The following is a 20,645-nucleotide window of genomic DNA, read 5'->3' on the forward strand; positions in this document are numbered from 1 at the left end:
CGCCAACCGGAGCCGAAACCATGACCGCCGTCCGCAAACTCTGGCCGCTGCTGGTCGCCACCATGCAGTACGACAAGTCGCTGTCGCTGCGCCACCAGCCGCATGGCGAGACGGTCGAGGCGCCGGTGCTCGCCTATCTGATCGAGACCGGCAACGGCCGCATCCTCTACGACGTGGGCTGCGACTACGCCAAGCTCGCCGAGGCGGCGCGCTACTACGATCCGGCGCACTTTCCCTTCGGCCCGCCGGTCATCACCGAGGAGCAGCGCATCGAGGCGCGGCTCGCGCGGCTCGGCCTCACGCCGGCCGACATCGACGTGGCCTTCCTCGGCCATCTGCACTTCGACCATGCGGGCGGCATCGGCGCCTTCGGCGGCTGCGAGGTGCATGTGCAGCGCGCCGAACTCGATGCCGCGCTCAGCGGCGCCGACGGCGGCGTATTCCTGGACGAGCTGGCCGGCCATGCCGGCTGGCAGGTGAAGTCGGGCGAATACAGCCTCGTCGACGGCGTCGATGCCATCGCCACGCCGGGCCACAGCGCCGGCCACATGTCGCTGCGCATCGTGCTGCCCACGGGCGCGCCGGTGCTGCTCTGCGGCGATGCGGCCGATCTGACCGAGAACCTCGACCGCGAGATCGCGCCCGGCCTGCTCTGGCGCGGCGTGCCCGATGCCGACGGCGTCGCGCCCATCGCCGAGGCCGAGGCCGAACGGACCGCGCTCGCCAGCATCCGCAAGCTCAAGGCGCTGGCGGCCGATGACGGCGCCGAACTCTGGCCCAACCACGATTTCGGCTTCTACCGTCGCATGCAGTGCCGCTGCCCGTTTCCCGCGCATCACGCATGAATTGCACAGTCGGCAGATAACGGTTCGCCCTGTCTTGACGCATCGCGTCTGCGCGAAGGAGAGTCCCCGGCACTATCGAGCAATGCACAAGAAGTTGGAGACGGCGGTGGATGTCCTGAGGCGCAATCATGTGCGGGTGCAAGGCGAGGGGCCCAGAACGATCGTGTTTGCGCATGGCTTCGGTTGCGATCAGCGCGCCTGGCGGCATGTGACGCCCGATTTCGAGCGCGATTCGCGCGTGGTGCTGTTCGATTACGTCGGCTGCGGCCAGAGCGACATCGGCGCCTACGACCCGGCGCGCTACCAGAGCCTCGACGGCTATGCGCAGGATCTGCTCGACGTGGTGGGGATGGTGGCCGACGACCGGCCGGTGAGTCTGGTGGCGCATTCGGTCAGCGGCATGGTCGGCGTGCGGGCCGCCCAGAGCGAGCCCGGCCGCTTCGACCGCATGGTGATGATCGGACCGTCGCCGCACTACCTCAACGATCCGCCCGACTACTTCGGCGGCTTCGAGCCGGCCGATGTCGCCGCGCTGCTCGACCTGATGGAACGCAATCTGGCCGGCTGGGCCGGCAGCCTCGCGCCGCAGGTCATGCTCAACGACGACCGGCCCGAGCTGACGCAGGAACTGGCCGACAGCTTCTGCGCCGGCGATCCGGCCGTCATCCGCAACTTTGCCGACACCGTGTTCTACAGCGACAGCCGGACCATTCTCGCGGCCCATGCCGTGCCCACGCTGCTCATGGAATGCGTCGGCGACATCATTGCGCCGCCCTTCGTGCTGGCCTATCTGCACCGCCATCTGCACGGCAGCCTGCTGGTGAAGGTGGCCGCTACCGGCCATTTCCCGCATCTCAGCCATCCCGGCGAGACGACGGCGGTGATTCGCGGCTATCTCGATGCCCGCGCCTGACGCGGTCGCCCTGGGCGACACCTCGCGGCTGCCCTGCGGCTGGTTTGCCATCGACGACGCCGGCACGATCCTGGCCGTCAATCCGGCGCTGGTGCGGCTGCTCGGCATCGCGGCCGGCGATCTGGTCGGCCGCAGCGCCGAATCGCTGTTCACGCTCGAAAGCCGGGTGCTCTACACCGCGCATGCGCTGCCGCTGCTCAAGCTGCGCGGCGAGCTGGCCGAGGTGACGCTGAGCCTGCATGGCACCGCCGGCCCGGTCGATGCGCTGGTCTATGCGCGGCGCGAGCCGCGGGGCGATGCAGCGGTGAGCGAATTCGTGGTGGCGCGGCTGCATGAGCGCAAGCGGCTGGAGGACCAGCTGCTGACCGCGCGGCGCGCCGCCGAGCAGGTGCCGGGCATCGTGTTCCAGTGCCAGCGCAAGCCCGACGGCAGCCTCGGCTTTCCCTACCTGACCGAGGCGGTGCGCGGCATGTACGGCCTGGCGCCGGTACAGCTGCGCGCGGGCGGCGAGCGGTTGTTCGAGCGCATCGTGCCGGGCCAGCGCGACGCGGTGCTGGCAGCGATGGCGCGCTCGGCCGAGGCGCTGCTGCCCTGGCGCGCCGAGTATCAGGTCGAGCATCCGGCGGGCGTGCTGCGCTGGCATGAGATCAATGCCGCGCCACGCCGCCAGCCCGACGGCGGCATGCTCTGGCACGGCTTCATCGCCGACGCCACCGAGCGCCGCGCGCTCGACGCCTCGCTGCGCGCCCAGCAGGTGGCCGAGTCGGCCAGCCGCGCCAAGAGCGACTTCCTCGCCCGCGTGAGCCATGAATTGCGCACGCCGCTCAACGGCATCCTCGGCTTTGCCCAGCTGCTGCTGATCGAGGACGACGCGCTCAGGCCGGCGCAGCGCCGCAAGGTCGGTCACATCGCCCAGGCCGGTCACCATCTGCTGCTGCTCATCAACGACATGCTCGACATCACCCGCATCGAGGCCGGCAAGGTCGAGGTGAGCATCGCGCCGGTCGATGTGTTCGACGTGGTGCAGGAGTGCGTGCAGCTGGCCACGCCGCTGGCCGGCAAGGCCTGCGTCGAGCTGTCCATCGATGCGCCCTGCGGCTGCCGGGTACTGGCCGACGGCAACCGGCTGCGTCAGGCGCTGCTCAATCTGGTGAGCAACGGCATCAAGTACGGCGCGAGCGGCGGCGCGGTCTGCGTGGCCGTGCTGGCCGAGCCGGAGCGGGTGCGCATCGAGGTGCGCGACAAGGGACCGGGCATCGCGCCCGAGCAGCTCGGCGCGCTGTTCGAGCCGTTCAACCGGCTCGGCGCCGAGCGCGGTCCGGTCGAGGGCACCGGGCTGGGCCTGGTCATCACGCGCGGACTGGTCGAGCTGATGGGCGGCGCGATCGAGGTGAGCAGCGTCGTCGGCAGCGGTTCCACCTTCGCGCTGCTGCTGCCGCGCGCGGGCGAGGCCCAATAGGCGACTGTTAGACTCGGCCGACGTTTTTCCACCGCCTCTTTCTCCTCCGCCGCAATGCTCTCCACCGCGAACATCACGATGCAGTTCGGGGCCAAGCCCCTGTTCGAAAACATTTCCGTCAAGTTCGGCGACGGCAACCGCTACGGTCTGATCGGCGCCAACGGCGCCGGCAAGTCGACCTTCATGAAGATCCTCGGCGGCGATCTCGACCCCTCCGCCGGCAATGTCAGCCTCGACCCCAACGAGCGGCTCGGCAAGCTGCGCCAGGACCAGAACGCCTTCGAGGATGTGCGCGTGCTCGATGTGGTGCAGATGGGCCATGTGGAAATGTGGGCCGCCATGACCGAGCGCGATGCGCTCTATGCCAATCCCGAGGCGACCGACGACGACTACATGCGCGCCGCCGATCTCGAAACCCGCTATGCCGAATTCGGCGGCTACACGGCCGAGGCCCGCGCCGGCGAGCTGCTGCTCGGCGTGGGCATTCCCATCGAGCTGCACACCGGCCCGATGAGCGCGGTGGCGCCGGGCCTCAAGGTGCGGGTGCTGCTGGCCCAGGCGCTGTTCAGCGATCCGGACATCCTGCTGCTCGACGAGCCGACCAACAATCTCGACATCAACACGATTCGCTGGCTTGAGGACGTCATCAACCAGCGCAACTCGACGATGGTCATCATCAGCCACGACCGGCACTTTCTGAACCAGGTCTGCACGCACATGGCCGATCTGGACTACGGCCAGCTGCGCACCTACGCCGGCAATTACGACGACTACATGCTGGCTTCGGTGCAGGCGCGCGAGCGTCAGATGGCGGCCAATTCCAAGGCCAAGGACCGCATCCAGGAGCTGTCCGACTTCGTGGCGCGCTTCTCGGCCAACAAGTCGAAGGCGCGTCAGGCCACCTCGCGCCTCAAGCAGATCGACAAGATCAAGGCCGAGGCGGTCGAGGTGAAGCCGTCGTCGCGCCAGAACCCCTACATCCGCTTCGAGCAGGAAAAGAAGCTGCACCGGCTGGCCTTCGAGGCGATGGGCCTGAGCAAGAGCTACGACAAGCCGCTGTTCAAGAACTTCGACTTCGTGGTGAATGCCGGCGAGAAGGTCGCGATCATCGGTGCCAACGGCGTGGGCAAGTCGACGCTGCTGAACATCGTGGCCGGCAAGGTCCAGCCCGACCGCGGCGAGGTGAAGTGGGCCGAGAACGCCGACGTGGGCCTGATGGCGCAGGACGTGTTTCCCGACTTCGACAGCGACAAGAACCTGACCGACTGGGTGCAGAGCTATACCAAGCCCGGCGACGACGACCAGGTGGTGCGCGGCATCCTCGGCCGGCTGCTGTTCCAGGGCGACGACGTGAAGAAGCCGGTGCGCATCCTGTCGGGCGGCGAAAAGCACCGCATGAGCTTTGGCCGGCTGATGCTCGGCAAGCACAACGTGATGCTGATGGACGAGCCGACCAACCACCTCGACATGGAATCGATCGAATCGCTCCAGGTGGCGCTCGAAAAGTACGACGGCACGCTCATCTTCGTGAGCCATGACCGTCAGTTCGTGAGCGGCGTGGCCGACCGCATCATCGACGTGCGCGGCGACGGCACGATCGTCGACTTCAGCGGCAACTACGAGGACTACCTGCGCTCGCAGGGCGTCGAGTAAGCCGGTTGCGGCAGGCGCGGGTCGCTGCCCGCGCCGCGCGCCCACGCTGGCGCTCGCCGGCGCTGCGTCCGGCGAGCGCCACTGGCATCAGCGCAGCGAGTCGATGCCCTTGCGGATCGCCGCGTCGTCGATCTTCTTCTCGCCGCTGGCGGGGGCCGGCGCCGGGGCGGCCGGCGCGGCTGGTGCTGCCGGCTCGGGCGCGGCGGCGGCCGGCGCAGGCACCGCGTTGAACTTGGGCGCCAGCGTCACCTTGGCGTCGTTGCGCCATTGCGTGGCCAGCCGCTGGCGGGTTTCGGTCAGGCGCTGGGTCGCGATGAAACGCTCGATGCGCGGCTTGGCATCCTCGAACCGGATCGGCACCGGCTCGCTCGAACGCAGGAACAGCAGCCGGCCAAAACCGGGCGAGGGCACGACCAGCGGCAGGCGCTGGGTCCAGCTGCCGAGCTTGGACACGGTGCCGAGCGGAATGTCCTCGGGCCGCACCGCCGAGATTTCATGGCGGAATTCGACCTGGGCCGAAGTCAGCTTGCGGATCGCGGCATCGAGCGACAGGCTGCCCGAGGTCAGATCGCTTTCGAGCACCTTGATGCTCGGCAGCGCCAGCAGCAATTCATCGGCGAAATACACGCGCCTGTCCTTGAACATCAGCGGATAGGTTTCGTAATAGAAAGTCTTGACCTCTTCGGCACTCGGCTTGCCGATGCCGCTGGAAAGCTTTTCGAATGCCAGCTGGGCGAGGATTTCGCGCCGCGTGCTGTCGCTGGCATAAATGAATCGCTCATCCTTGTCGGCGCCATCCGAAATGGCCTTTTGCGCCGCGATTTCATCGTCAACCAGCTTGTCGAGCGCCTGACGGGCGACGACGGGATTGTCGGCATTGGCGGCGGCAGCCGGATTGCGGCGAATCAGGAATTCGAGTTGATGCGAGGTCAGCTCGGTGCCGTTGACGGTTGCGACCACCTGGCTCGATTCGGCCTTGGGCGGGCCCGACTTGCTGCACGCAGCCAGCAGCAGGATTCCGATCAGGCTGGCGCAGCACCGCATCGCGTTCTTCACTCGGGTCTCGACGATCATCAGTAGATTGCTTGGTGGAATCGGCGGAATCGCCGGGAAAATGCCGCCACATCGGGTGGCGGCATTCGGGACTTTCCGGAATGGAAAGCTTCGGTAATTACTTGCCGGTGGCCTTGCGGCGGCGCAGCCACAACGAGGCAATGCCGAAGCCGGCAAGCGCGATCGGCGCCGGTTCAGGCACGACCGTATCGGTCATGTCGATATGGCCCTTGAGGAAGGTCACCGGATACTGCGGAAAGGTCGAGGTCCACGAGCCACTCGCAAGGATTCGATAGGTGCCGAATCCAAGGCCGGAATAGCTGAAGGTGGCGACGCCGGGATCGGAATCGGTCGCGTGCGTATCGACGATTTCGGTTCCGCTGAAGGTGACCCGCGCCAGCTGAAAGCTGATCGGGCCGACCGAAATGGTGTCGAATGCGGTCACCGAACCGACGACATCGGACAAGGCGTTATCGACGGTGAAAGTGCCGACCAGGTAATTGGTGAAAGTCGGCGCGACATAAGCCTGCGGGTAGAAGTCTTGCGACTTCACATCGGCATGCGCCGCGCCGATCGCACCGAGCGACAGCAGGGTCGAGCAGAGGAGTGCCTTGAGTTTCATGAAAGCCTCTAGCGAACTTGAAAAAACCGCGAATCGGAATTCGCGGCGGGAGTCGCCCGCTCCAGTTGATGCAATGCTTGAAACGTCGATATTCCGACACATGATCGCAAGCCCGCACTTCCAGTCATATCAAACCGCAGCCAATCCAGAACCGAGCGCGATCGAGTCTAGTCGCGTGCTGCGGTGCGTCAATGCAGCAAACCGGATGTGAATTCGGCTTGAAGAAATCGATCACGGTTTCCTTGCCGCAATTCTCATCGACCGAATGCCGGGTTTTTGCATGCGAAATGAAACCTGAATATGAAATCGCGCGTAAAGCTATGTTGGTACTTGCTCGCGAAATGCCGCGCCGCTTGCCCGGCAATCCGGTTAACCCGCAAGGGTTAGGCTGCGGCAGATAGCGGAATTGGGCCGGACCGGCGCCGCCGAGGATAAGCGGTGAACGCGATTGCGGCGCCGGCCCGATCGAATATCTGTGACGCCGGCCGCGTGCGGCAGAAGTTGCCGTGGTCCGACGCCGCAGGCAGGGCGGTTGCCGGGGCTGGCGCCGCGGTCGCCGACGCGCCAACCGGTTTTGCCGCCAATTGATGCGGCAAATGCCGGGCAGTTGCGGACATGAATGCAAACGGGCCCGGCGCCGGCAATTCATCGAATGCCGGCGCCGGGCCCGTGCCGATCGGCGGAATCGTCAGCCGATTCCGGAACGACCGATCGATCAGTCCTGCAGACCCCAGGGCTGGCTGCTCGGCACGAATTGCGCCTTGATGCCTTTCTTTTCGATCGCTTCGAGCGTCGGATAGAAAGTGGCTTCATGCATCAGCGTGCCGCCCTTGTGCTTGACGGCGACATATTTGGCGACCTTGTCGACTTCGGTATGGAAGCCATTTCCGGGATCGTTGGCGTCGCGGATATTGCCGTCCCAATCGATGAAATAGCCTTCGGGCGTGCTGCTCATGGGAATTCTCCTGTGGGTTCTGTCGCGGTTGTCGCAAACCTCTCGACCGTATGCCAAGACCATGCCAATCGAATGGCAGCTGCGCGGGCGGGCACAATGCGGCCGATGCAAATCGAGCAAATTCATCAGCGGCTTGGTGCCCACGGTGCCAAGCCTTGTCATGTCCGCCGACTGCTGCGGCGTTGGGCGCTGGCCTTGCCGGCGGGGCAGGGCCGCATCCGGCCGGAGGACATTCCGCCGCTCGATGCGCGCGCGGAATTCGCGGCGGTGGAGGCCGAGCTGGCTGGGCTGGCGCGCGTGCGCTCCGAGCATCCGGGCGAGGACGGTTCGGCGCGGCTGCTGGTCGAGCTGGCCGACGGCCAGACGGTGGAAAGCGTGCTGCTGCCGCGCGACGGCGTCTGCGTGTCGTCGCAGCTGGGTTGCGCGGTCGGTTGCGTGTTCTGCATGACCGGGCGCTCGGGCCTGATCCGCCAGCTCGGCAGCGCGGAAATCGTCGCCCAGGTGGCGCTGGCACGCGCGCGCCGCCCGGTGAAGAAGGTGGTGTTCATGGGCATGGGCGAGCCGGCGCACAACCTGGACAACGTGATCGAGGCGATCGAGCTGCTGGGCACGGTGGGCGGCATCGGCCACAAGAGCCTGGTGTTCTCGACGGTCGGCGACGAGCGCGTGTTCGAGCGCCTGCCGCTCGGGCCGGTCAAGCCGGCGCTGGCCTTGTCGCTGCACAGCACCCGGCCCGAGCTGCGCGCGCAACTGCTGCCGCGCGCGCCGCGCATCGATCCGGCCGAGCTGGTGGAACTGGGCGAGCGCTATGCACGCGCCACCGGCTATCCGATCCAGTACCAGTGGACGCTGATCGAGGGCGTGAACGACGGGCCGGACGAAATCGACGGCATCGCGCGGCTGCTCAAGGGCCGCTATGCGCTGATGAATCTCATCCCCTACAACACGGTCGAGGCGCTGGAATTCCGCCGGCCGTCCTGGGAGCAGGCGGCCGAGATGGCGCGCCAGCTGCATCGGCGCGGCGTGCTGACCAAGCTGCGCCATTCGGCCGGGCAGGATGTGGACGGTGGCTGTGGCCAGCTGCGCGCCCGGGCGCTGGACGGCGACGCCATCGTGGCGCCGCCCATCCGTCGCGCGGGCGCCGGCCTCAACCCTCCAGCGTGAAGTTGCCCACGAGCTGGGTCATGCTCCGGGCCTGTAGCCGCAGGCTGTCGGCGGCGGCGGCGCTCTGTTCCACCAGCGCCGCGTTCTGCTGCGTGCTGGCGTCGAGCGAGCCGACCGCCTGATTCACCTGCGCGATGCCGCTGGCCTGCTCGCCGGTGGCGGCGGCGATCTCGCCGATCAGCCCGCTCATGCGGGCTACCTGGGTGACGATGCGCGACATGGTGGCGCCGGCCTCGCCTGCCAGCGAGCTGCCCGTGCCCACGCGCTGCGACGAGGTGTCGATGAGCAGCTTGATCTCCTTCGCGGCCTCGGCCGAGCGGCTGGCCAGCGACCGCACCTCGGCCGCCACCACCGCGAAGCCGCGCCCCTGCTCGCCGGCCCGCGCGGCCTCGACCGCGGCGTTCAACGCGAGGATGTTGGTCTGGAAGGCGATGCCGTCGATGACGCCGATGATGTCGCCGATGCGCCGGCTCGACTCCGAAATCTCGTCCATGGTCGTCACCACGCGCTCGACCACGCGGCCGCCTTCGTCCGCCACGCGCGATGCCTCGCTCGCCAGCTGGCTGACCTGCTGCGCACTGGCCGCGTTGGTGCGGACGTTCTCGGTCATCTGCTGCATTTGCGCGGTGGTCTGCTGCAGCGCGCTGGCCTGCTGCTCGGTACGGCGCGACAGGTCCTGATTGCCGGTGGCGATCTGCACCGACGCGGTCGCGATGTTCTCGGCCGAGCCGCCGACGCGGGCGATGAGCCCGACCAGATTGGCCTGCATCGCGCCGAGCGACGCCATCACGCTGCCGGCAGGCGCACCGTCGGCCTCGGCGATGCGGCGCAGGTCGCCGCCGGCCACCCGGCCCACGATGTCGCCGAGCAGCGCCGGTTCGCCGCCGAGCGAGCCGAGGATGCTGCGCGTGACGAGCCAGCCCAGCGTGCCGGCCAGCGCCAGCGCCACGAGGGCAATGCCGCCCAGCCACAGCCGCTTCGAATGCAAGGCGGCGAGCGCAACGCCGCCGCGCTCTCGCTGCACCGTCGCCACGATGTCGGTGTAGTCGTCGAGCACGGTGTTGAGCTGGTCGAGCAGCGGAATGCATTCATCGTTCATGCGCGCGACGGCCTGCTCGCGCTCGCCGCGCAGGGCCAGCTGCATGACGGAAGTCGCCACGGGCTGGTAGCGCAGCTCGACCTCGTTGACCTGCTGCGCGATCTTGCGTGCCCGGTCGCTCATGTCGGTGGCCTCGGCGACCAGCCGGTTGTAGCGCGCGAGCAGCTGTGTCACGCGTTCGTCGGCGGCCTGCGCGGCGGCGGCATGGCGCTCGCGCGAGGCGCTGTCGGTGGCGAGCAGCGCATTGCGCACGGCGATCGCGCGGTCCTTGGTGGCATGGCCGAGCTGACTCACCAGCTGGCCGCGTTCGCCGATGCCGTTGATGTAGGTGAAGAACTGGTCGTTGGCGGCGGAAAGCGCCAGCATGCCGATGATGGCAATCGTCAGGCAGGCGGCGGCGAGTGAACCGAAACCGAGGGCAAGTTGCCGCCGGACGGTGATCCGGGACAGGTTCATGGGAGTCCTTGTGCGAAGGGTTGTTGGTGTTAACCCTTAATGTCGCCAAGGACTTGGATGTTCCAACCGCGCGCCGGCGCCGGAATCTCCTTGCTTATCGATGCATCGGAACCGCCACCGGCGCGGCACGCGCGCGGGCGTTGGCCGGCGCCAACGACGGTCGTCAGAAGCTCAGCGCGCCCGACAATCCGGCCAGCCAGTTGCGTGCAGGCGCCGGTTCGAAGTAGCGCTGGTTGCCTTCGTTGACGATGACCGAGCCGGCGTACTGGCGGTCGAACACGTTGTCGACGCGGCCGAAGCCGGTCACGGTCCAGCCGGCGCGCTTGACCACATAGCCGGCGCCGAGGCCGACCGTGCCGTAGGCGCCGGCCGCATCGCTGTTGCCGTCGTTGACGTACACCTTGTCGACGAAGCGGCCCTCGATGCTGGCGCGCGGGCCTTCGACCGGCGCCCAGGCCAACTCGGCAAAGCCTTGCTGGCGCGCGACGCCCGGAATGCGGTTGCCGGCCGGAATGGTCGTGGTCGGCGTCGTGCAGGGCGTGGCCGTGCAGGTGCGGAAGTTCTCGCGATAGGTGGCGTTGACCAGCGTGTAGGCGATCTGCGTGCGCAGGTCGTGCGCGTACTCGGCCGACCAAGCCAGCTCCAGCCCCTGGCGCCGGGTGCTGCCGGCGTTCTGGTAGGTGGCGCGACCGCCGCTGTTGGTCAGCGTGACGATCTCGTTCTCGTTGCTGGTGCGGAACGCCGCCACCGTGAGCAGGCCTGTGCCGTGACGCCACTTGGCACCGGCCTCGTAGTTGTCGCTGCGCGAGGGTTGCAGGCCGAAGTTGAGGCCGGTGGCGCCGTTGGCGCGATAGGCGAGTTCGTTGAGCGTCGGCGTCTCGAAGCCGCGGCCGGCGGTCGCGTACAGGCGCAGGTCGGGCGTGGCCGCGTATTGCAGGCCGACGACCGGCAGCGTGGCGTTGTAGTCGGTGCTGCCGCTGTCGTTGGGGTTGATGCCGACGATGTAGCGGTCGGCCGACTTCACGCCGATATGGCTGTGGCGCACGCCGGCGTCGAGCTTCCAGTCGGTGGCGAAGCGCCATTCGGCCTGCACGTACTGGTCGACGTTCCAGCTGGTGTTGTTCTCGTTGCGGCGCAGCGCGCCTTGCACGCCGGTGATGCTGCCGAGGAAGTTCTGATAGCCCTGACGGTTCTCGTCGAGCGCATCGGCGGCGACGCCGACCACCAGCCGGAGCGGCCGGCCGGCGAGGTCGCCCTTCCAGTTCCAGCGCGCGTCGGCGCCGTAGTACTCGCGGCCGAGGGCGATGATGCCGCCCGGATGCAGTGCCGGCGTCTGGGTGCCGACCGGGATGGCCTGAAACTGGGTCGTGGCGCGGTGGCCGTCGTAGGCCATCACGCGCAGGCTGTTGGCGCCGTCGATGTCGCGCTCGTAGGTGATGCCGCCCTGCGTCTGCTGCACCGTCTTGCGGGTGTCGAAGGTGAGCGCCACGGCCTCGACGCTGCGCGGATCGCGCTGATAGTTGGCGCGCGTCAGGCCGAGTGGATCCTGCGCATTGAGGTTGACGTAGTTGGCCACCAGCGTCAGGCGGCTCCATTCGTCGGGCTTGGTGACCAGCTTGGCGTTGTAGATGTCGCGCTGGGTGACGCTGTGGGCGCGATAGCCGCCGGTCTCGAAATGGCTGCCGCTCACGGTGTAGCCGAGGCCGCCGGTCTCGCCGCTGAGCTTGAGGCTCTGGCGCTGGGTGCCGAAGGAGCCGAAGGCATAGCCGCCCTCGATGGTGGCCGGGCCCTTGCCGTCGGCGGTGAAGACCTGGATCACGCCGCCGGCGCTGTTGCCGTACAGCGCCGAGAACGGGCCGCGCAGCACCTCGATGCGGTCGACCGAATTCAGGTCGATGTTGCTGAGCTGGCCCTGGCCGTCGGGCAGCGTGGCCGGAATGCCGTCCACATAGATGCGCACGCCGCGCACGCCAAACGCCGAGCGCGCGCCGAAGCCGCGGATCGACAGCTGCTGGTCCTGCGCATAGTTCTGGCGGTCGCGCAGCGTGAGGCCGGGCACGCCGCCAAGGCTTTCCGACAGGTTCACCTGCAGCTTGCCGTCGCGCGCGCGGGCGCCGTCGACCACATCGACCGAGCCGGCAGCTTCGAACGGCGAAGTCTCGATGCGGGTCGAGCGCACGACCACCGGATCGAGCGTGGTGGTGGCGGTCTGCGCCGATGCCGGCGCGACAAGGCTGGCGAGCGCGGCGGCGCAGCAGGCGAGGGCGAAGGGCGGCAGGCGGCGCTGCGGAGCGAGAGCGGACTGATTCATGGCAATGGCGAACCCGGCGCGGCGGCGTGCGCTGCGGCGGGACGGTCTCCTGGTTTGTTTTGCATGGCGCCGGGGAAGGCCCCCGGCGGGGTGGGGCGCCATGCTAGCAGCCGGCTTCGGGCTTGCCCTTGCGCAAGCCGGGGCCGGCTTGCGATGCGCTAAGGTCGGTCACGACCCGCGCTCCAGAACAACGATGAAACACCGCCGCCCGCTCACGCTCGCCAGCCTCGCGCTGCGCCAGGAACTCCGCTATGTGGCGCTGGCCTTCGCCACCATCCTCACCGTGGGCGCGTTCGGCTTTCGGCATATCGGCGGCGGCGCGACCACGCTGTTCGACGGCTTCTACATGACCTTCATCACCGTGGCGACCATCGGCTATGGGGAGATCGTCGACCTGAGCCAGAAGCCCTGGGGCCGGGTGTTCAACGTCTGCGTCGCGGTGTCGGGCATCGGCGCGTGGACCTACATGTTTTCCATCATCACCGCCGTGCTGGTCGAGCGCAGCCTCGATCCCGAGCGCAGGAGACAACGCATGGTCAAGGCCATCGACAAGCTGCAAGGCCACTATCTGGTGTGCGGCATGGGCCGCGTGGGCGGCAATGTGGCGCGCGAACTCAACGCCACCCGGCGCGGCTATGTGGCGGTCGACGATGCGCAGGAGGTGCTCGATCACCACATCGAGCGCATGCGCGAGATCGGCCATGAGCCCTATGCCATCGCCGGCGATGCGGCAGACGACGACACGCTGATCGAGGCCGGCATCAAGCACGCGGCCGGGCTGTTCGCGGTGACCGGCGAGGATGCGAAGAACCTGGTCATCGTGCTGACGGCCAAGCAGCTCAACCCCAGGCTGCGCGTGGTGGCGCGGGTGCATGACGTGCGCAACATCGAGAAATGCCGCCGCGTCGGCGCCGACGAGATCGTGGCGCCCGACTTCACTGGTGGCTTGCGCATCGCCTCGGCCATGCTGCGGCCGCATGCGGTCAACTTCATGGACCAGATGCTGCGGCGCGGCGACAGCCTGCGGGTGGAGGAGATTGCGCTGCCGGCCGAGCTGGGCCGGGTCACGCTGGCCGAGCTGGCACCGCCGGCGCGCGACTATGTGGTGGTGGCGGTGCGCGACGGCGCCGCGCCACGCCCGCATCCGCTGCTGTCCCAGGGCGACGACTGGGAGTTCAGCCCGCCGGCGCAGCAGGAGGTGGTCGGCGGTCAGGTGCTGATCGTGATCGCCACACCGGCCGGACGCGAAATGATCGAGCGGCGCGCCAGGGCGCTCGCGGGCTGAGCCGGGCCGGCGTCAGCCGCCAAAGCTTTCGAGCACGCGCTTGCCGATGCTGCTGCCGCTTTCCAGCTGGCGGTGGGCGGCGCGCAGATTGGCGGCATCGATGACGCCGACGCTGGCGGTCAGCGTCGAGCGGATGACGCCGGCATCGACCAGCCCGGCCAGTTCGTCGAGCAGCCGGTGCTGGGCCGCCATGTCGGCGGTCTGGAACATCGAGCGCGTGTACATGAACTCCCAGTGCAGCGACACGCTCTTGCGCTTGAGCAGGCGGATGTCGGGCGGCGTGGCCGGATCGTCGATGAGCGCGATGCGGCCCTGCGGCGCGACGGCTGCCGCCAGCGCGGCGAAATGGCGCTCGGTCTGGGTCAGGCTGGCGATGTAGCGCGGCGCCACGCCCAGCCGCGCGAGTTCGGCATCGAGCGGCTGGCGGTGATCGACGACGTCATGCGCGCCAAGCTCGCGGCACCAGGCGGCGCTTTCGGGCCGCGAGGCGGTGGCGATCACGCGCAGGCCGGTGAGCTGGCGCGCCAGCTGGATCAGCACCGAGCCGACGCCGCCGGCCGCGCCGACGATCAGCAGCGCCTCGCCGTCGGCGCCGCCGCGCGGCACTTGCAGCCGGTCGAACAGCAGCTCCCAGGCGGTGATGGCGGTGAGCGGCAAGGCGGCCGCAGCGGCCCAGCCGAGGCTGGCCGGCTTGCGGCCGACGATGCGCTCGTCCACGCATTGCAGCTCGGCATTGGAGCCGGGCCGGGTCAGGTCGCCGGCGTACCAGACCTCGTCGCCGGGCCGGAACAGCGTCACCTCGGCGCCGACCGCGCGCACCACGCCGGCGGCATCCCAGCCCAGCACGCGCGGGCTGCCGTCGGGCAGGGCGGCATTGGCGCGCACCTTGGTGTCGACCGGGTTGACCGACACCGCGCGCACCTCGACCAGCAGGTCGCGCGGGCCGGGCTGCGGCTCGGGCAGATCGATGTCGATGAGCGACTGCGGATCGTCGATCGGCAGCGGACGGGGGGCGGCGATGGCTTTCATGGCGGGCTTCCGGGTTGCGATGCGAGGCAGTCTGCGCGCCGTGCCGGGCGCCGTGTAGCCTGCGCCGGGCCGATTCACTTTCAATCGAAATTTGAAGATGAGCCCCTCATTGCCGGCCCTGGCCGATCTCCAGCTGTTCGTGCGCGCGGCCGAGCTGGGCAGTCTTTCGCAGGCCGCGCGCGAGCTGGAGCTGCAACCGGCGGCGGCGAGCGCCAGCCTCAAGCGGCTGGAGCAGCGGCTCGGCGCGCGGCTGATGCTGCGGTCGACGCGGGCGCTGCGGCTCACGCCCGACGGCGAGCGCTTCATCGCGCATGCGCGGCGGGCGCTGGCGGCGCTCGGCGACGGTCTCGAAAGCCTGGCCGCCGACCGCGCCGAGTTGCGCGGCGAATTGCGCGTCTCGGCGCCGTCCGATTTTGGCCGCAGCTGGCTGCGCGGCTGGCTCGACGCCTTTCAGCAGGCACATCCGCAGGTCCGGCTCAGCCTCGCGCTGTCGGACCGGCTGGTCGACTTCTACCGCGAGCCGGTCGATCTGGCGCTGCGCTACGGCGTGGCGGCCGACAGCGGCCTGATCGGTCGGGCGCTGCTGGCCTCGAACCGGCGCGTGCTGGTGGCGTCGCCCGACTATGTGGCGCGCTGCGGCGCACCGGCCACGCCCGACGACCTTGTCGCGCATGCCTGCGTGGCCTGGATGCAGAGCCCGGTTGCCGGCAGCGCGCGGGTGCACGATCGCTGGCGCTTCTCGCGCGGCCGCGAGCGGCGCGAGCCGAAGATCGTGCCGAGCTGCGTCAGCGACGACGGTGCGCTGGTGCGCGACTGGGCCGTGGCCGGACGCGGTCTGGCGTTCAAGTCCTGGATCGATGCGGCCGACGATCTGGCGGCTGGCCGGCTGCTGCGCTTGCTGCCCGATTGGCTCGGCGAGCCGGCGCCGCTGCATCTGCTGTATGCCAGCCGCGAACATCAGCCAGCGCTGCTGCGCGCGGCGATCGCGCATCTGCTGGCGCAGGCCGCACCGCTCGAACAGCGCGCCAGCGAGGCGGCGGGAACGGGGGAGTGAGGCGGGAGGGGTGGTCGCCCGCGCATGGCGCGGCGGGCGACGGGCCGGGCGTCAGTGCCGCGCGGCTGGAGCAGCAATAGCCGCCGGTCGGGCCGCCGGCTTGACCGGCTTGGCCTGTTCGAGCGGCTGGTTCACCGGGGCCGGCGCATTCGCATCGAGGATCTGCACGAAGACTTCATCGTTGCGGATCATGCCGAGCTGCAGGCGCGCCCTTTCCTCGACCGCCGCCGTGCCGTCGCGCAGATCGCGCACCTCGGCGGCGAGGCGCGCATTGCGCATGCGCAGCCCGGCGATGCGGGCCTGCGCAAGCAGCACCTGGTCCTCGCGTTCCCGCACCTGCTTCCAGCCGCCCGGGCCGAACCAGAGTGGGTACTGGATCAATGCCAGCGGGATGAAGACGACGACAGCTATCCAGCGCATGGCGGGGAACGCAGGCAGTCAACCGCGCTCAGCGCAGGTTGTAGAAGGCCGAACGGCCGGGGTAGGAAGCCACGTCGCCAAGGTCTTCCTCGATGCGCAGCAGCTGGTTGTACTTGGCCACGCGATCCGAACGCGACATCGAGCCGGTCTTGATCTGGAGGGCGTTGGTGCCGACGGCGATGTCGGCGATCGTCGCGTCCTCGGTCTCGCCCGAGCGGTGCGACACCACGGCCGTGTAGTTGGCGCGCTTGGCCATCTCGATGGCGGCGAAGGTCTCGGTCAGCGTGCCGATCTGGTTGATCTTGATGAGGATCGAGTTGGCGATGCCCTTGTCGATGCCTTCCTTCAGGATCTTGGTGTTGGTGACGAACAGGTCGTCGCCGACCAGCTGCACCTTCTTGCCGAGTTCCTTGGTCAGGTGGGCCCAGCCGTCCCAGTCGTTTTCGGCCATGCCGTCTTCGATGGTGATGATCGGGTACTTGTCGACCCAGGTCGCCAGGATGTTGGTCCAGTCGGCGGCATTGAGCTTCAAGCCCTCGCCGTCGAGGTGATAGAAGCCGTCCTTGTAGAACTCGCTCGATGCGCAATCGAGGCCGAGCGCCACTTGCGTGCCCGGCTCGTAGCCGGCGCGCTGGATCGCCTCGATGATGATCTTGATGGCTTCCTCATGGCTCGTGAGCGACGGGGCGAAGCCGCCTTCGTCGCCGACGGCCGTGTTCAGGCCCTTGTCGTGCAGCAGCTTCTTGAGCGAGTGGAACACCTCGGCACCGGTGCGCACGGCTTCGCGGAAGCTGGTCGCGCCGACCGGCAGGATCATGAATTCCTGCAGGTCGAGGTTGTTGTCGGCGTGGGCACCGCCGTTGATGATGTTCATCATCGGCACCGGCAGGGCCATGGCGCCCGAGCCGCCGAAGTAGCGGTACAGCGGCAGGCCGCTGTCTTCGGCGGCGGCCTTGGCCACGGCCATCGAGACCGCCAGCGTGGCATTGGCGCCCAGGCGCGACTTGTTGTCGGTGCCGTCGAGGTCGATCAGCGTCTTGTCGAGGAAGGCCTGCTCGGTCGCGTCGAGGCCGATGATCGCTTCGGCGATTTCGGTGTTGACGTTTTCCACCGCCTTGAGCACGCCCTTGCCGAGGTAGCGGCTCTTGTCGCCGTCGCGCAGCTCGATGGCTTCACGCGAGCCGGTGGACGCGCCCGACGGCACGGCGGCGCGGCCGAGCGCGCCCGACTCCAGCAGCACGTCGCATTCGACGGTGGGATTGCCGCGGCTGTCGATGACCTCGCGGCCAATGATGTCGACGATCGTTGACATGGTTTTCCTTGGGAACGGTGGTTAGAAACCTTCGACGATGACCATGCTGAACGCTGCCGCGTCGCCACGAACATTGCGGGCGCGCTTGTATTGCGGCGAGTCGTACCAGGCACGCGCCTGGGGCATCGACGGAAACTGGAGGATGGCCATGCGCTGCGGCGCCGGGCCTTCGAGGACTTCCATGCGGCCGCCGCGCACCAGCGGCTTGGCGTCATAGGCGGTGGCGGCGAGCTTGGCGAGCTTCTGATACTCGGCGTACTGCGCCGGCTTCTTCACATCGATGCTGACGACGACGTAGGCAGGCATGGGCTGGGGGGAGGCTGGATTGCGGCGGATTCTGCGTGAACCCTGCCGCCTGGGAAACGCCGTATGACGCAGTGCAACGAATTGCACCGCGCCAGATCAGGCGAAATTGCTTTCGAGGAAGCCGGCGCGCTTGGTCAGCGCGTCCAGCTCCTTGAGCACCGCGAGCAGTTCGGGCATGCGCGCGAGCGGCACGGCATTGGGGCCGTCGCTCATGGCCTTGGCCGGATCGGGATGGGTTTCCATGAACAGGCCCGAGATGCCCACCGCCACCGCCGCGCGCGACAGCACCGGCACGAATTCGCGCTGGCCGCCCGAGCTGGTGCCCTGGCCGCCCGGCAGCTGCACCGAATGCGTCGCGTCGAACACGACCGGGCAGCCGGTCTCGCGCATGATCGCCAGCGAGCGCATGTCGCTGACCAGGTTGTTGTAGCCGAAGCTCACGCCGCGTTCGCAGGCCATGAACACGTCATCGGCGAGGCCGGCTTCGCGGGCCGCTTCGCGCGCCTTGTCGATCACGTTCTTCATGTCGCCGGGCGCGAGGAACTGGCCCTTCTTGATGTTGACCGGCTTGCCCGACTGGGCGCAGGCGCGGATGAAATCGGTCTGGCGGCACAGGAAGGCGGGCGTCTGCAGCACATCGACGACGGCCGCGACGGCCGCGACTTCATCCTCGGTGTGGATGTCGGTCAGTACCGGCACGCCGATCTTGGCGCGCACGTCGGCGAGGATTTCGAGGCCCTTGTCCATGCCCAGGCCGCGAAAGCTCTTGCCCGAGCTGCGGTTGGCCTTGTCGAAGCTCGACTTGTAGATGAAGGGAATGCCGAGGCCGGCGGTGATTTCCTTGAGCCGGCCGGCGGTCTCGTGCGCGAGGTCGCGCGACTCGATGACGCAGGGGCCGGCAATCAGGAAGAAGGGTCGGTCAAGGCCGACTTCGAAGCCGCAGAGTTGCATCTGTCTCCTCGACAGGGTGCGACGGGGCGGACGCGCCGCCCCGCGTGGTTTAGGCCACTGCCTTGAGCGCCGAGGTGCCCGGCTGGGCGCCTTCCTTGTGGGCGTTCGCGGCCTTGATGTACGAGATGAACAGCGGATGGCCGTCGCGCGGCGTGCTGGTGAACTCGGGATGGAACTGCACGCCGACGAACCACGGATGCTTGAGCGCACCGTCGTGCTGGGGCAGTTCCATGATTTCGCACAGACCCTCGGTGGGCGTGCGCGCGGCGATCACCACCCCAGCCTGTTCCAGCCGCTCGATGTAGTTGTTGTTCACCTCGTAGCGGTGACGATGGCGCTCGTTGACTTCGGGACCGTAGATGCTGGCGGCGAGCGTGCCCGGCTTGAGCGGCACGCGCTGCGAGCCGAGGCGCATGGTGCCGCCCAGGTCCGAGTCCTCGTGGCGGGTCTCGATCTTGCCGCTTGCGTCCTGCCATTCGGTGATGAGCGCCACCACCGGATGCGGCGAATCGGGCTCGAACTCGGTCGAGTTGGCACCTTCGAGGCCGGCCGCGTCGCGCGCGATCTCGATCATGGCGATCTGCATGCCCAGGCAGATGCCCAGGTAGGGAATGCCGCGTTCGCGCGCAAACCGGGCCGCTGCGATCTTGCCTTCGACACCGCGCTTGCCGAAGCCGCCCGGCACCAGGATGGCGTCGTACTTGGCGAGCGATTCGGGGCCGGCGGCCTCGATTTCCTCGCTGTCGACGTACTCGATGTTCACGCGGGTATGCGTGTGGATGCCGGCGTGGGTCAGCGCCTCGGTCAGCGACTTGTACGACTCGGTCAGGTCGACGTACTTGCCGACCATGCCGATGGTCACTTCGCGCTGCGGGTTCTCTAGCGAATCGACCAGCTTGTCCCACACGCTCAGATTGGCGCGGCCGGCCGAGATGCCGAGCGTCCAGCAGATGATGTCGTCGAGCTTCTGCTCGTGCAGCATCTTGGGGATCTTGTAGATGCTGTCGGCATCCCAGACCGAGATGACGGCGTCGAGCGGCACGTTGGCGAACAGGCTGATCTTGGCGCGGTCGTCGTCCGGAATCGGGCGGTCGGCGCGGCACAGCAGCACGTTCGGCACGATGCCGATCTCGCGCAGCTTCTGCACGCTGTGCTGGGTCGGCTTGGTCTTGAGCTCGCCGGCGCTGGCGATATAGGGCACCAGCGTCAGATGCACGAAGGCGCAGCTGTTGCGGCCCAGGCGCAGGCCGAGTTGCCGCGCGGCTTCGAGGAAGGGCAGCGATTCGATGTCGCCCACCGTGCCGCCGATTTCCACGATGGCCACATCGGCCTTGCCGTCGAAGGAGGCGCGCGCGCCGCGTTCGACGAAATCCTGGATCTCGTTGGTGATGTGCGGAATCACCTGCACCGTCTTGCCCAGATATTCGCCGCGCCGTTCCTTGCGGATGACGCTTTCGTAGATCTGGCCGGTGGTGAAGTTGTTGACCTTGCGCATCTTGGCGCTGATGAAGCGCTCGTAGTGGCCAAGGTCGAGGTCGGTCTCGGCGCCGTCCTCGGTCACGAACACTTCGCCGTGCTGAAACGGCGACATCGTGCCGGGGTCGACATTGATGTAGGGGTCAAGCTTGAGGAGCGTTACTTTCAGGCCGCGCGATTCGAGGATCGCCGCGAGGGAAGCAGCTGCGATGCCCTTGCCGAGGGAAGACACCACGCCACCGGTGACGAAAACATACTTGGTCATAGAGCCTCACCGGGAAA

The 20,645-nt window shown here is 68.0% G+C and carries 18 protein-coding genes; 7 read left to right on the forward strand and 11 right to left on the reverse strand.

Going from position 1 to position 20,645, the window contains the following annotated elements; all coding sequences use genetic code 11:
• Positions 1–20 precede the first annotated feature (20 nt).
• From B9P64_RS09455 to B9P64_RS09470, 4 genes are all read left to right on the forward strand, one after another.
• Positions 21–845 carry an N-acyl homoserine lactonase family protein gene (locus B9P64_RS09455; RefSeq protein WP_085315954.1) on the forward strand — a complete coding sequence of 275 codons (825 nt, stop codon included), beginning with the start codon at positions 21–23 and terminating at the stop codon, positions 843–845.
• A gap of 82 nt (positions 846–927) precedes the next feature.
• Positions 928–1,758, forward strand: a complete 831-nt coding sequence (locus tag B9P64_RS09460) for an alpha/beta fold hydrolase (protein WP_085315955.1) — start codon at positions 928–930, stop codon at positions 1,756–1,758.
• Entirely contained in the window at positions 1,745–3,217 is a 1,473-nt protein-coding gene (locus B9P64_RS09465) for a PAS domain-containing sensor histidine kinase (protein WP_085315956.1), read from the forward strand. Before B9P64_RS09460 ends, B9P64_RS09465 begins: the two co-directional genes overlap by 14 nt.
• A 54-nt stretch (positions 3,218–3,271) precedes the next feature.
• The gene (locus tag B9P64_RS09470) at positions 3,272–4,870 is read left to right on the forward strand and encodes an ABC-F family ATPase (RefSeq protein WP_085315957.1); all 1,599 of its coding nucleotides are present in this window, start codon (positions 3,272–3,274) and stop codon (positions 4,868–4,870) included.
• Positions 4,871–4,957: 87 nt separating this feature from the next.
• Here B9P64_RS09470 and B9P64_RS09475 read toward each other — a convergent pair whose 3' ends face one another.
• The 3 genes from B9P64_RS09475 to B9P64_RS09485 all read right to left on the reverse strand — a co-directional run bounded on the left by B9P64_RS09475 (position 4,958) and on the right by B9P64_RS09485 (position 7,500).
• On the reverse strand, positions 4,958–5,944 hold the full coding sequence (locus B9P64_RS09475) for an EpsD family peptidyl-prolyl cis-trans isomerase (RefSeq protein ID WP_085315958.1): 987 nt from the start codon (positions 5,942–5,944) through the stop codon (positions 4,958–4,960).
• Positions 5,945–6,041: 97 nt separating this feature from the next.
• The gene (locus B9P64_RS09480; protein ID WP_085315959.1) at positions 6,042–6,545 is read right to left on the reverse strand and encodes a PEP-CTERM sorting domain-containing protein; all 504 of its coding nucleotides are present in this window, start codon (positions 6,543–6,545) and stop codon (positions 6,042–6,044) included.
• Between the two features lie 715 nt (positions 6,546–7,260).
• Positions 7,261–7,500, reverse strand: a complete 240-nt coding sequence (locus tag B9P64_RS09485; protein ID WP_085315960.1) for a hypothetical protein — start codon at positions 7,498–7,500, stop codon at positions 7,261–7,263.
• 105 nt (positions 7,501–7,605) lie between these two features.
• Here B9P64_RS09485 and B9P64_RS09490 point away from each other — a divergent pair, with 105 nt between their 5' ends.
• Positions 7,606–8,664 (forward strand): RNA methyltransferase, encoded by a 1,059-nt coding sequence (locus B9P64_RS09490; protein ID WP_085315961.1) that lies wholly within the window; start codon positions 7,606–7,608, stop codon positions 8,662–8,664.
• On the opposite strand, the gene B9P64_RS09495 is transcribed toward B9P64_RS09490, so the two are convergent.
• Complete coding sequence (locus B9P64_RS09495) at positions 8,648–10,219, reverse strand: methyl-accepting chemotaxis protein (RefSeq protein WP_085315962.1); 1,572 nt, start codon at positions 10,217–10,219, stop codon at positions 8,648–8,650. The two genes, B9P64_RS09490 and B9P64_RS09495, sit on opposite strands and share 17 nt — an antisense overlap.
• A gap of 163 nt (positions 10,220–10,382) precedes the next feature.
• Positions 10,383–12,530, reverse strand: a complete 2,148-nt coding sequence (locus tag B9P64_RS09500) for a TonB-dependent receptor family protein (protein ID WP_085315963.1) — start codon at positions 12,528–12,530, stop codon at positions 10,383–10,385.
• 193 nt (positions 12,531–12,723) lie between these two features.
• Between B9P64_RS09500 and B9P64_RS09505 the strand changes: the two genes are divergently transcribed.
• The gene (locus B9P64_RS09505; RefSeq protein ID WP_085315964.1) at positions 12,724–13,815 is read left to right on the forward strand and encodes a potassium channel family protein; all 1,092 of its coding nucleotides are present in this window, start codon (positions 12,724–12,726) and stop codon (positions 13,813–13,815) included.
• Between the two features lie 12 nt (positions 13,816–13,827).
• On the opposite strand, the gene B9P64_RS09510 is transcribed toward B9P64_RS09505, so the two are convergent.
• Entirely contained in the window at positions 13,828–14,844 is a 1,017-nt protein-coding gene (locus B9P64_RS09510) for a zinc-binding alcohol dehydrogenase family protein (RefSeq protein ID WP_085315965.1), read from the reverse strand.
• Between the two features lie 97 nt (positions 14,845–14,941).
• Here B9P64_RS09510 and B9P64_RS09515 point away from each other — a divergent pair, with 97 nt between their 5' ends.
• Positions 14,942–15,898, forward strand: a complete 957-nt coding sequence (locus tag B9P64_RS09515) for a LysR family transcriptional regulator (protein WP_085315966.1) — start codon at positions 14,942–14,944, stop codon at positions 15,896–15,898.
• Between the two features lie 51 nt (positions 15,899–15,949).
• On the opposite strand, the gene ftsB is transcribed toward B9P64_RS09515, so the two are convergent.
• The 5 genes from ftsB to B9P64_RS09540 form a co-directional block, all read right to left on the reverse strand.
• Positions 15,950–16,318: a cell division protein FtsB gene (ftsB, locus tag B9P64_RS09520; RefSeq protein ID WP_085315967.1), complete on the reverse strand. Its 369-nt coding sequence runs from the start codon at positions 16,316–16,318 to the stop codon at positions 15,950–15,952.
• A gap of 28 nt (positions 16,319–16,346) precedes the next feature.
• Positions 16,347–17,630, reverse strand: coding sequence for a phosphopyruvate hydratase (eno, locus tag B9P64_RS09525; protein ID WP_085315968.1), 1,284 nt, complete (start codon positions 17,628–17,630; stop codon positions 16,347–16,349).
• Between the two features lie 21 nt (positions 17,631–17,651).
• Complete coding sequence (locus B9P64_RS09530) at positions 17,652–17,936, reverse strand: DUF1330 domain-containing protein (protein WP_085315969.1); 285 nt, start codon at positions 17,934–17,936, stop codon at positions 17,652–17,654.
• 96 nt (positions 17,937–18,032) lie between these two features.
• Positions 18,033–18,887 carry a 3-deoxy-8-phosphooctulonate synthase gene (gene kdsA, locus B9P64_RS09535; RefSeq protein WP_085315970.1) on the reverse strand — a complete coding sequence of 285 codons (855 nt, stop codon included), beginning with the start codon at positions 18,885–18,887 and terminating at the stop codon, positions 18,033–18,035.
• Between the two features lie 49 nt (positions 18,888–18,936).
• Entirely contained in the window at positions 18,937–20,628 is a 1,692-nt protein-coding gene (locus tag B9P64_RS09540) for a CTP synthase (RefSeq protein ID WP_085315971.1), read from the reverse strand.
• Positions 20,629–20,645 lie beyond the last annotated feature (17 nt).

This window comes from Derxia lacustris (genome assembly GCF_002105195.1).
Classification (GTDB): Bacteria; Pseudomonadota; Gammaproteobacteria; order Burkholderiales; family Burkholderiaceae_E; genus Derxia; species Derxia lacustris.

What these genes read in the sequence shown, in the direction of transcription:
- B9P64_RS09455 (WP_085315954.1), top strand. Translation starts at nt 21, where the DNA reads ATGACCGCCGTCCGCAAACTCTGGCCGCTGCTGGTCGCCACCATGCAG.
- B9P64_RS09460 (WP_085315955.1), top strand. Translation starts at nt 928, where the DNA reads ATGCACAAGAAGTTGGAGACGGCGGTGGATGTCCTGAGGCGCAATCAT.
- B9P64_RS09465 (WP_085315956.1), top strand. Translation starts at nt 1,745, where the DNA reads ATGCCCGCGCCTGACGCGGTCGCCCTGGGCGACACCTCGCGGCTGCCC.
- B9P64_RS09470 (WP_085315957.1), top strand. Translation starts at nt 3,272, where the DNA reads ATGCTCTCCACCGCGAACATCACGATGCAGTTCGGGGCCAAGCCCCTG.
- B9P64_RS09475 (WP_085315958.1), bottom strand. Translation starts at nt 5,944, where the DNA reads ATGATCGTCGAGACCCGAGTGAAGAACGCGATGCGGTGCTGCGCCAGC.
- B9P64_RS09480 (WP_085315959.1), bottom strand. Translation starts at nt 6,545, where the DNA reads ATGAAACTCAAGGCACTCCTCTGCTCGACCCTGCTGTCGCTCGGTGCG.
- B9P64_RS09485 (WP_085315960.1), bottom strand. Translation starts at nt 7,500, where the DNA reads ATGAGCAGCACGCCCGAAGGCTATTTCATCGATTGGGACGGCAATATC.
- B9P64_RS09490 (WP_085315961.1), top strand. Translation starts at nt 7,606, where the DNA reads ATGCAAATCGAGCAAATTCATCAGCGGCTTGGTGCCCACGGTGCCAAG.
- B9P64_RS09495 (WP_085315962.1), bottom strand. Translation starts at nt 10,219, where the DNA reads ATGAACCTGTCCCGGATCACCGTCCGGCGGCAACTTGCCCTCGGTTTC.
- B9P64_RS09500 (WP_085315963.1), bottom strand. Translation starts at nt 12,530, where the DNA reads ATGAATCAGTCCGCTCTCGCTCCGCAGCGCCGCCTGCCGCCCTTCGCC.
- B9P64_RS09505 (WP_085315964.1), top strand. Translation starts at nt 12,724, where the DNA reads ATGAAACACCGCCGCCCGCTCACGCTCGCCAGCCTCGCGCTGCGCCAG.
- B9P64_RS09510 (WP_085315965.1), bottom strand. Translation starts at nt 14,844, where the DNA reads ATGAAAGCCATCGCCGCCCCCCGTCCGCTGCCGATCGACGATCCGCAG.
- B9P64_RS09515 (WP_085315966.1), top strand. Translation starts at nt 14,942, where the DNA reads ATGAGCCCCTCATTGCCGGCCCTGGCCGATCTCCAGCTGTTCGTGCGC.
- ftsB (WP_085315967.1), bottom strand. Translation starts at nt 16,318, where the DNA reads ATGCGCTGGATAGCTGTCGTCGTCTTCATCCCGCTGGCATTGATCCAG.
- eno (WP_085315968.1), bottom strand. Translation starts at nt 17,630, where the DNA reads ATGTCAACGATCGTCGACATCATTGGCCGCGAGGTCATCGACAGCCGC.
- B9P64_RS09530 (WP_085315969.1), bottom strand. Translation starts at nt 17,936, where the DNA reads ATGCCTGCCTACGTCGTCGTCAGCATCGATGTGAAGAAGCCGGCGCAG.
- kdsA (WP_085315970.1), bottom strand. Translation starts at nt 18,887, where the DNA reads ATGCAACTCTGCGGCTTCGAAGTCGGCCTTGACCGACCCTTCTTCCTG.
- B9P64_RS09540 (WP_085315971.1), bottom strand. Translation starts at nt 20,628, where the DNA reads ATGACCAAGTATGTTTTCGTCACCGGTGGCGTGGTGTCTTCCCTCGGC.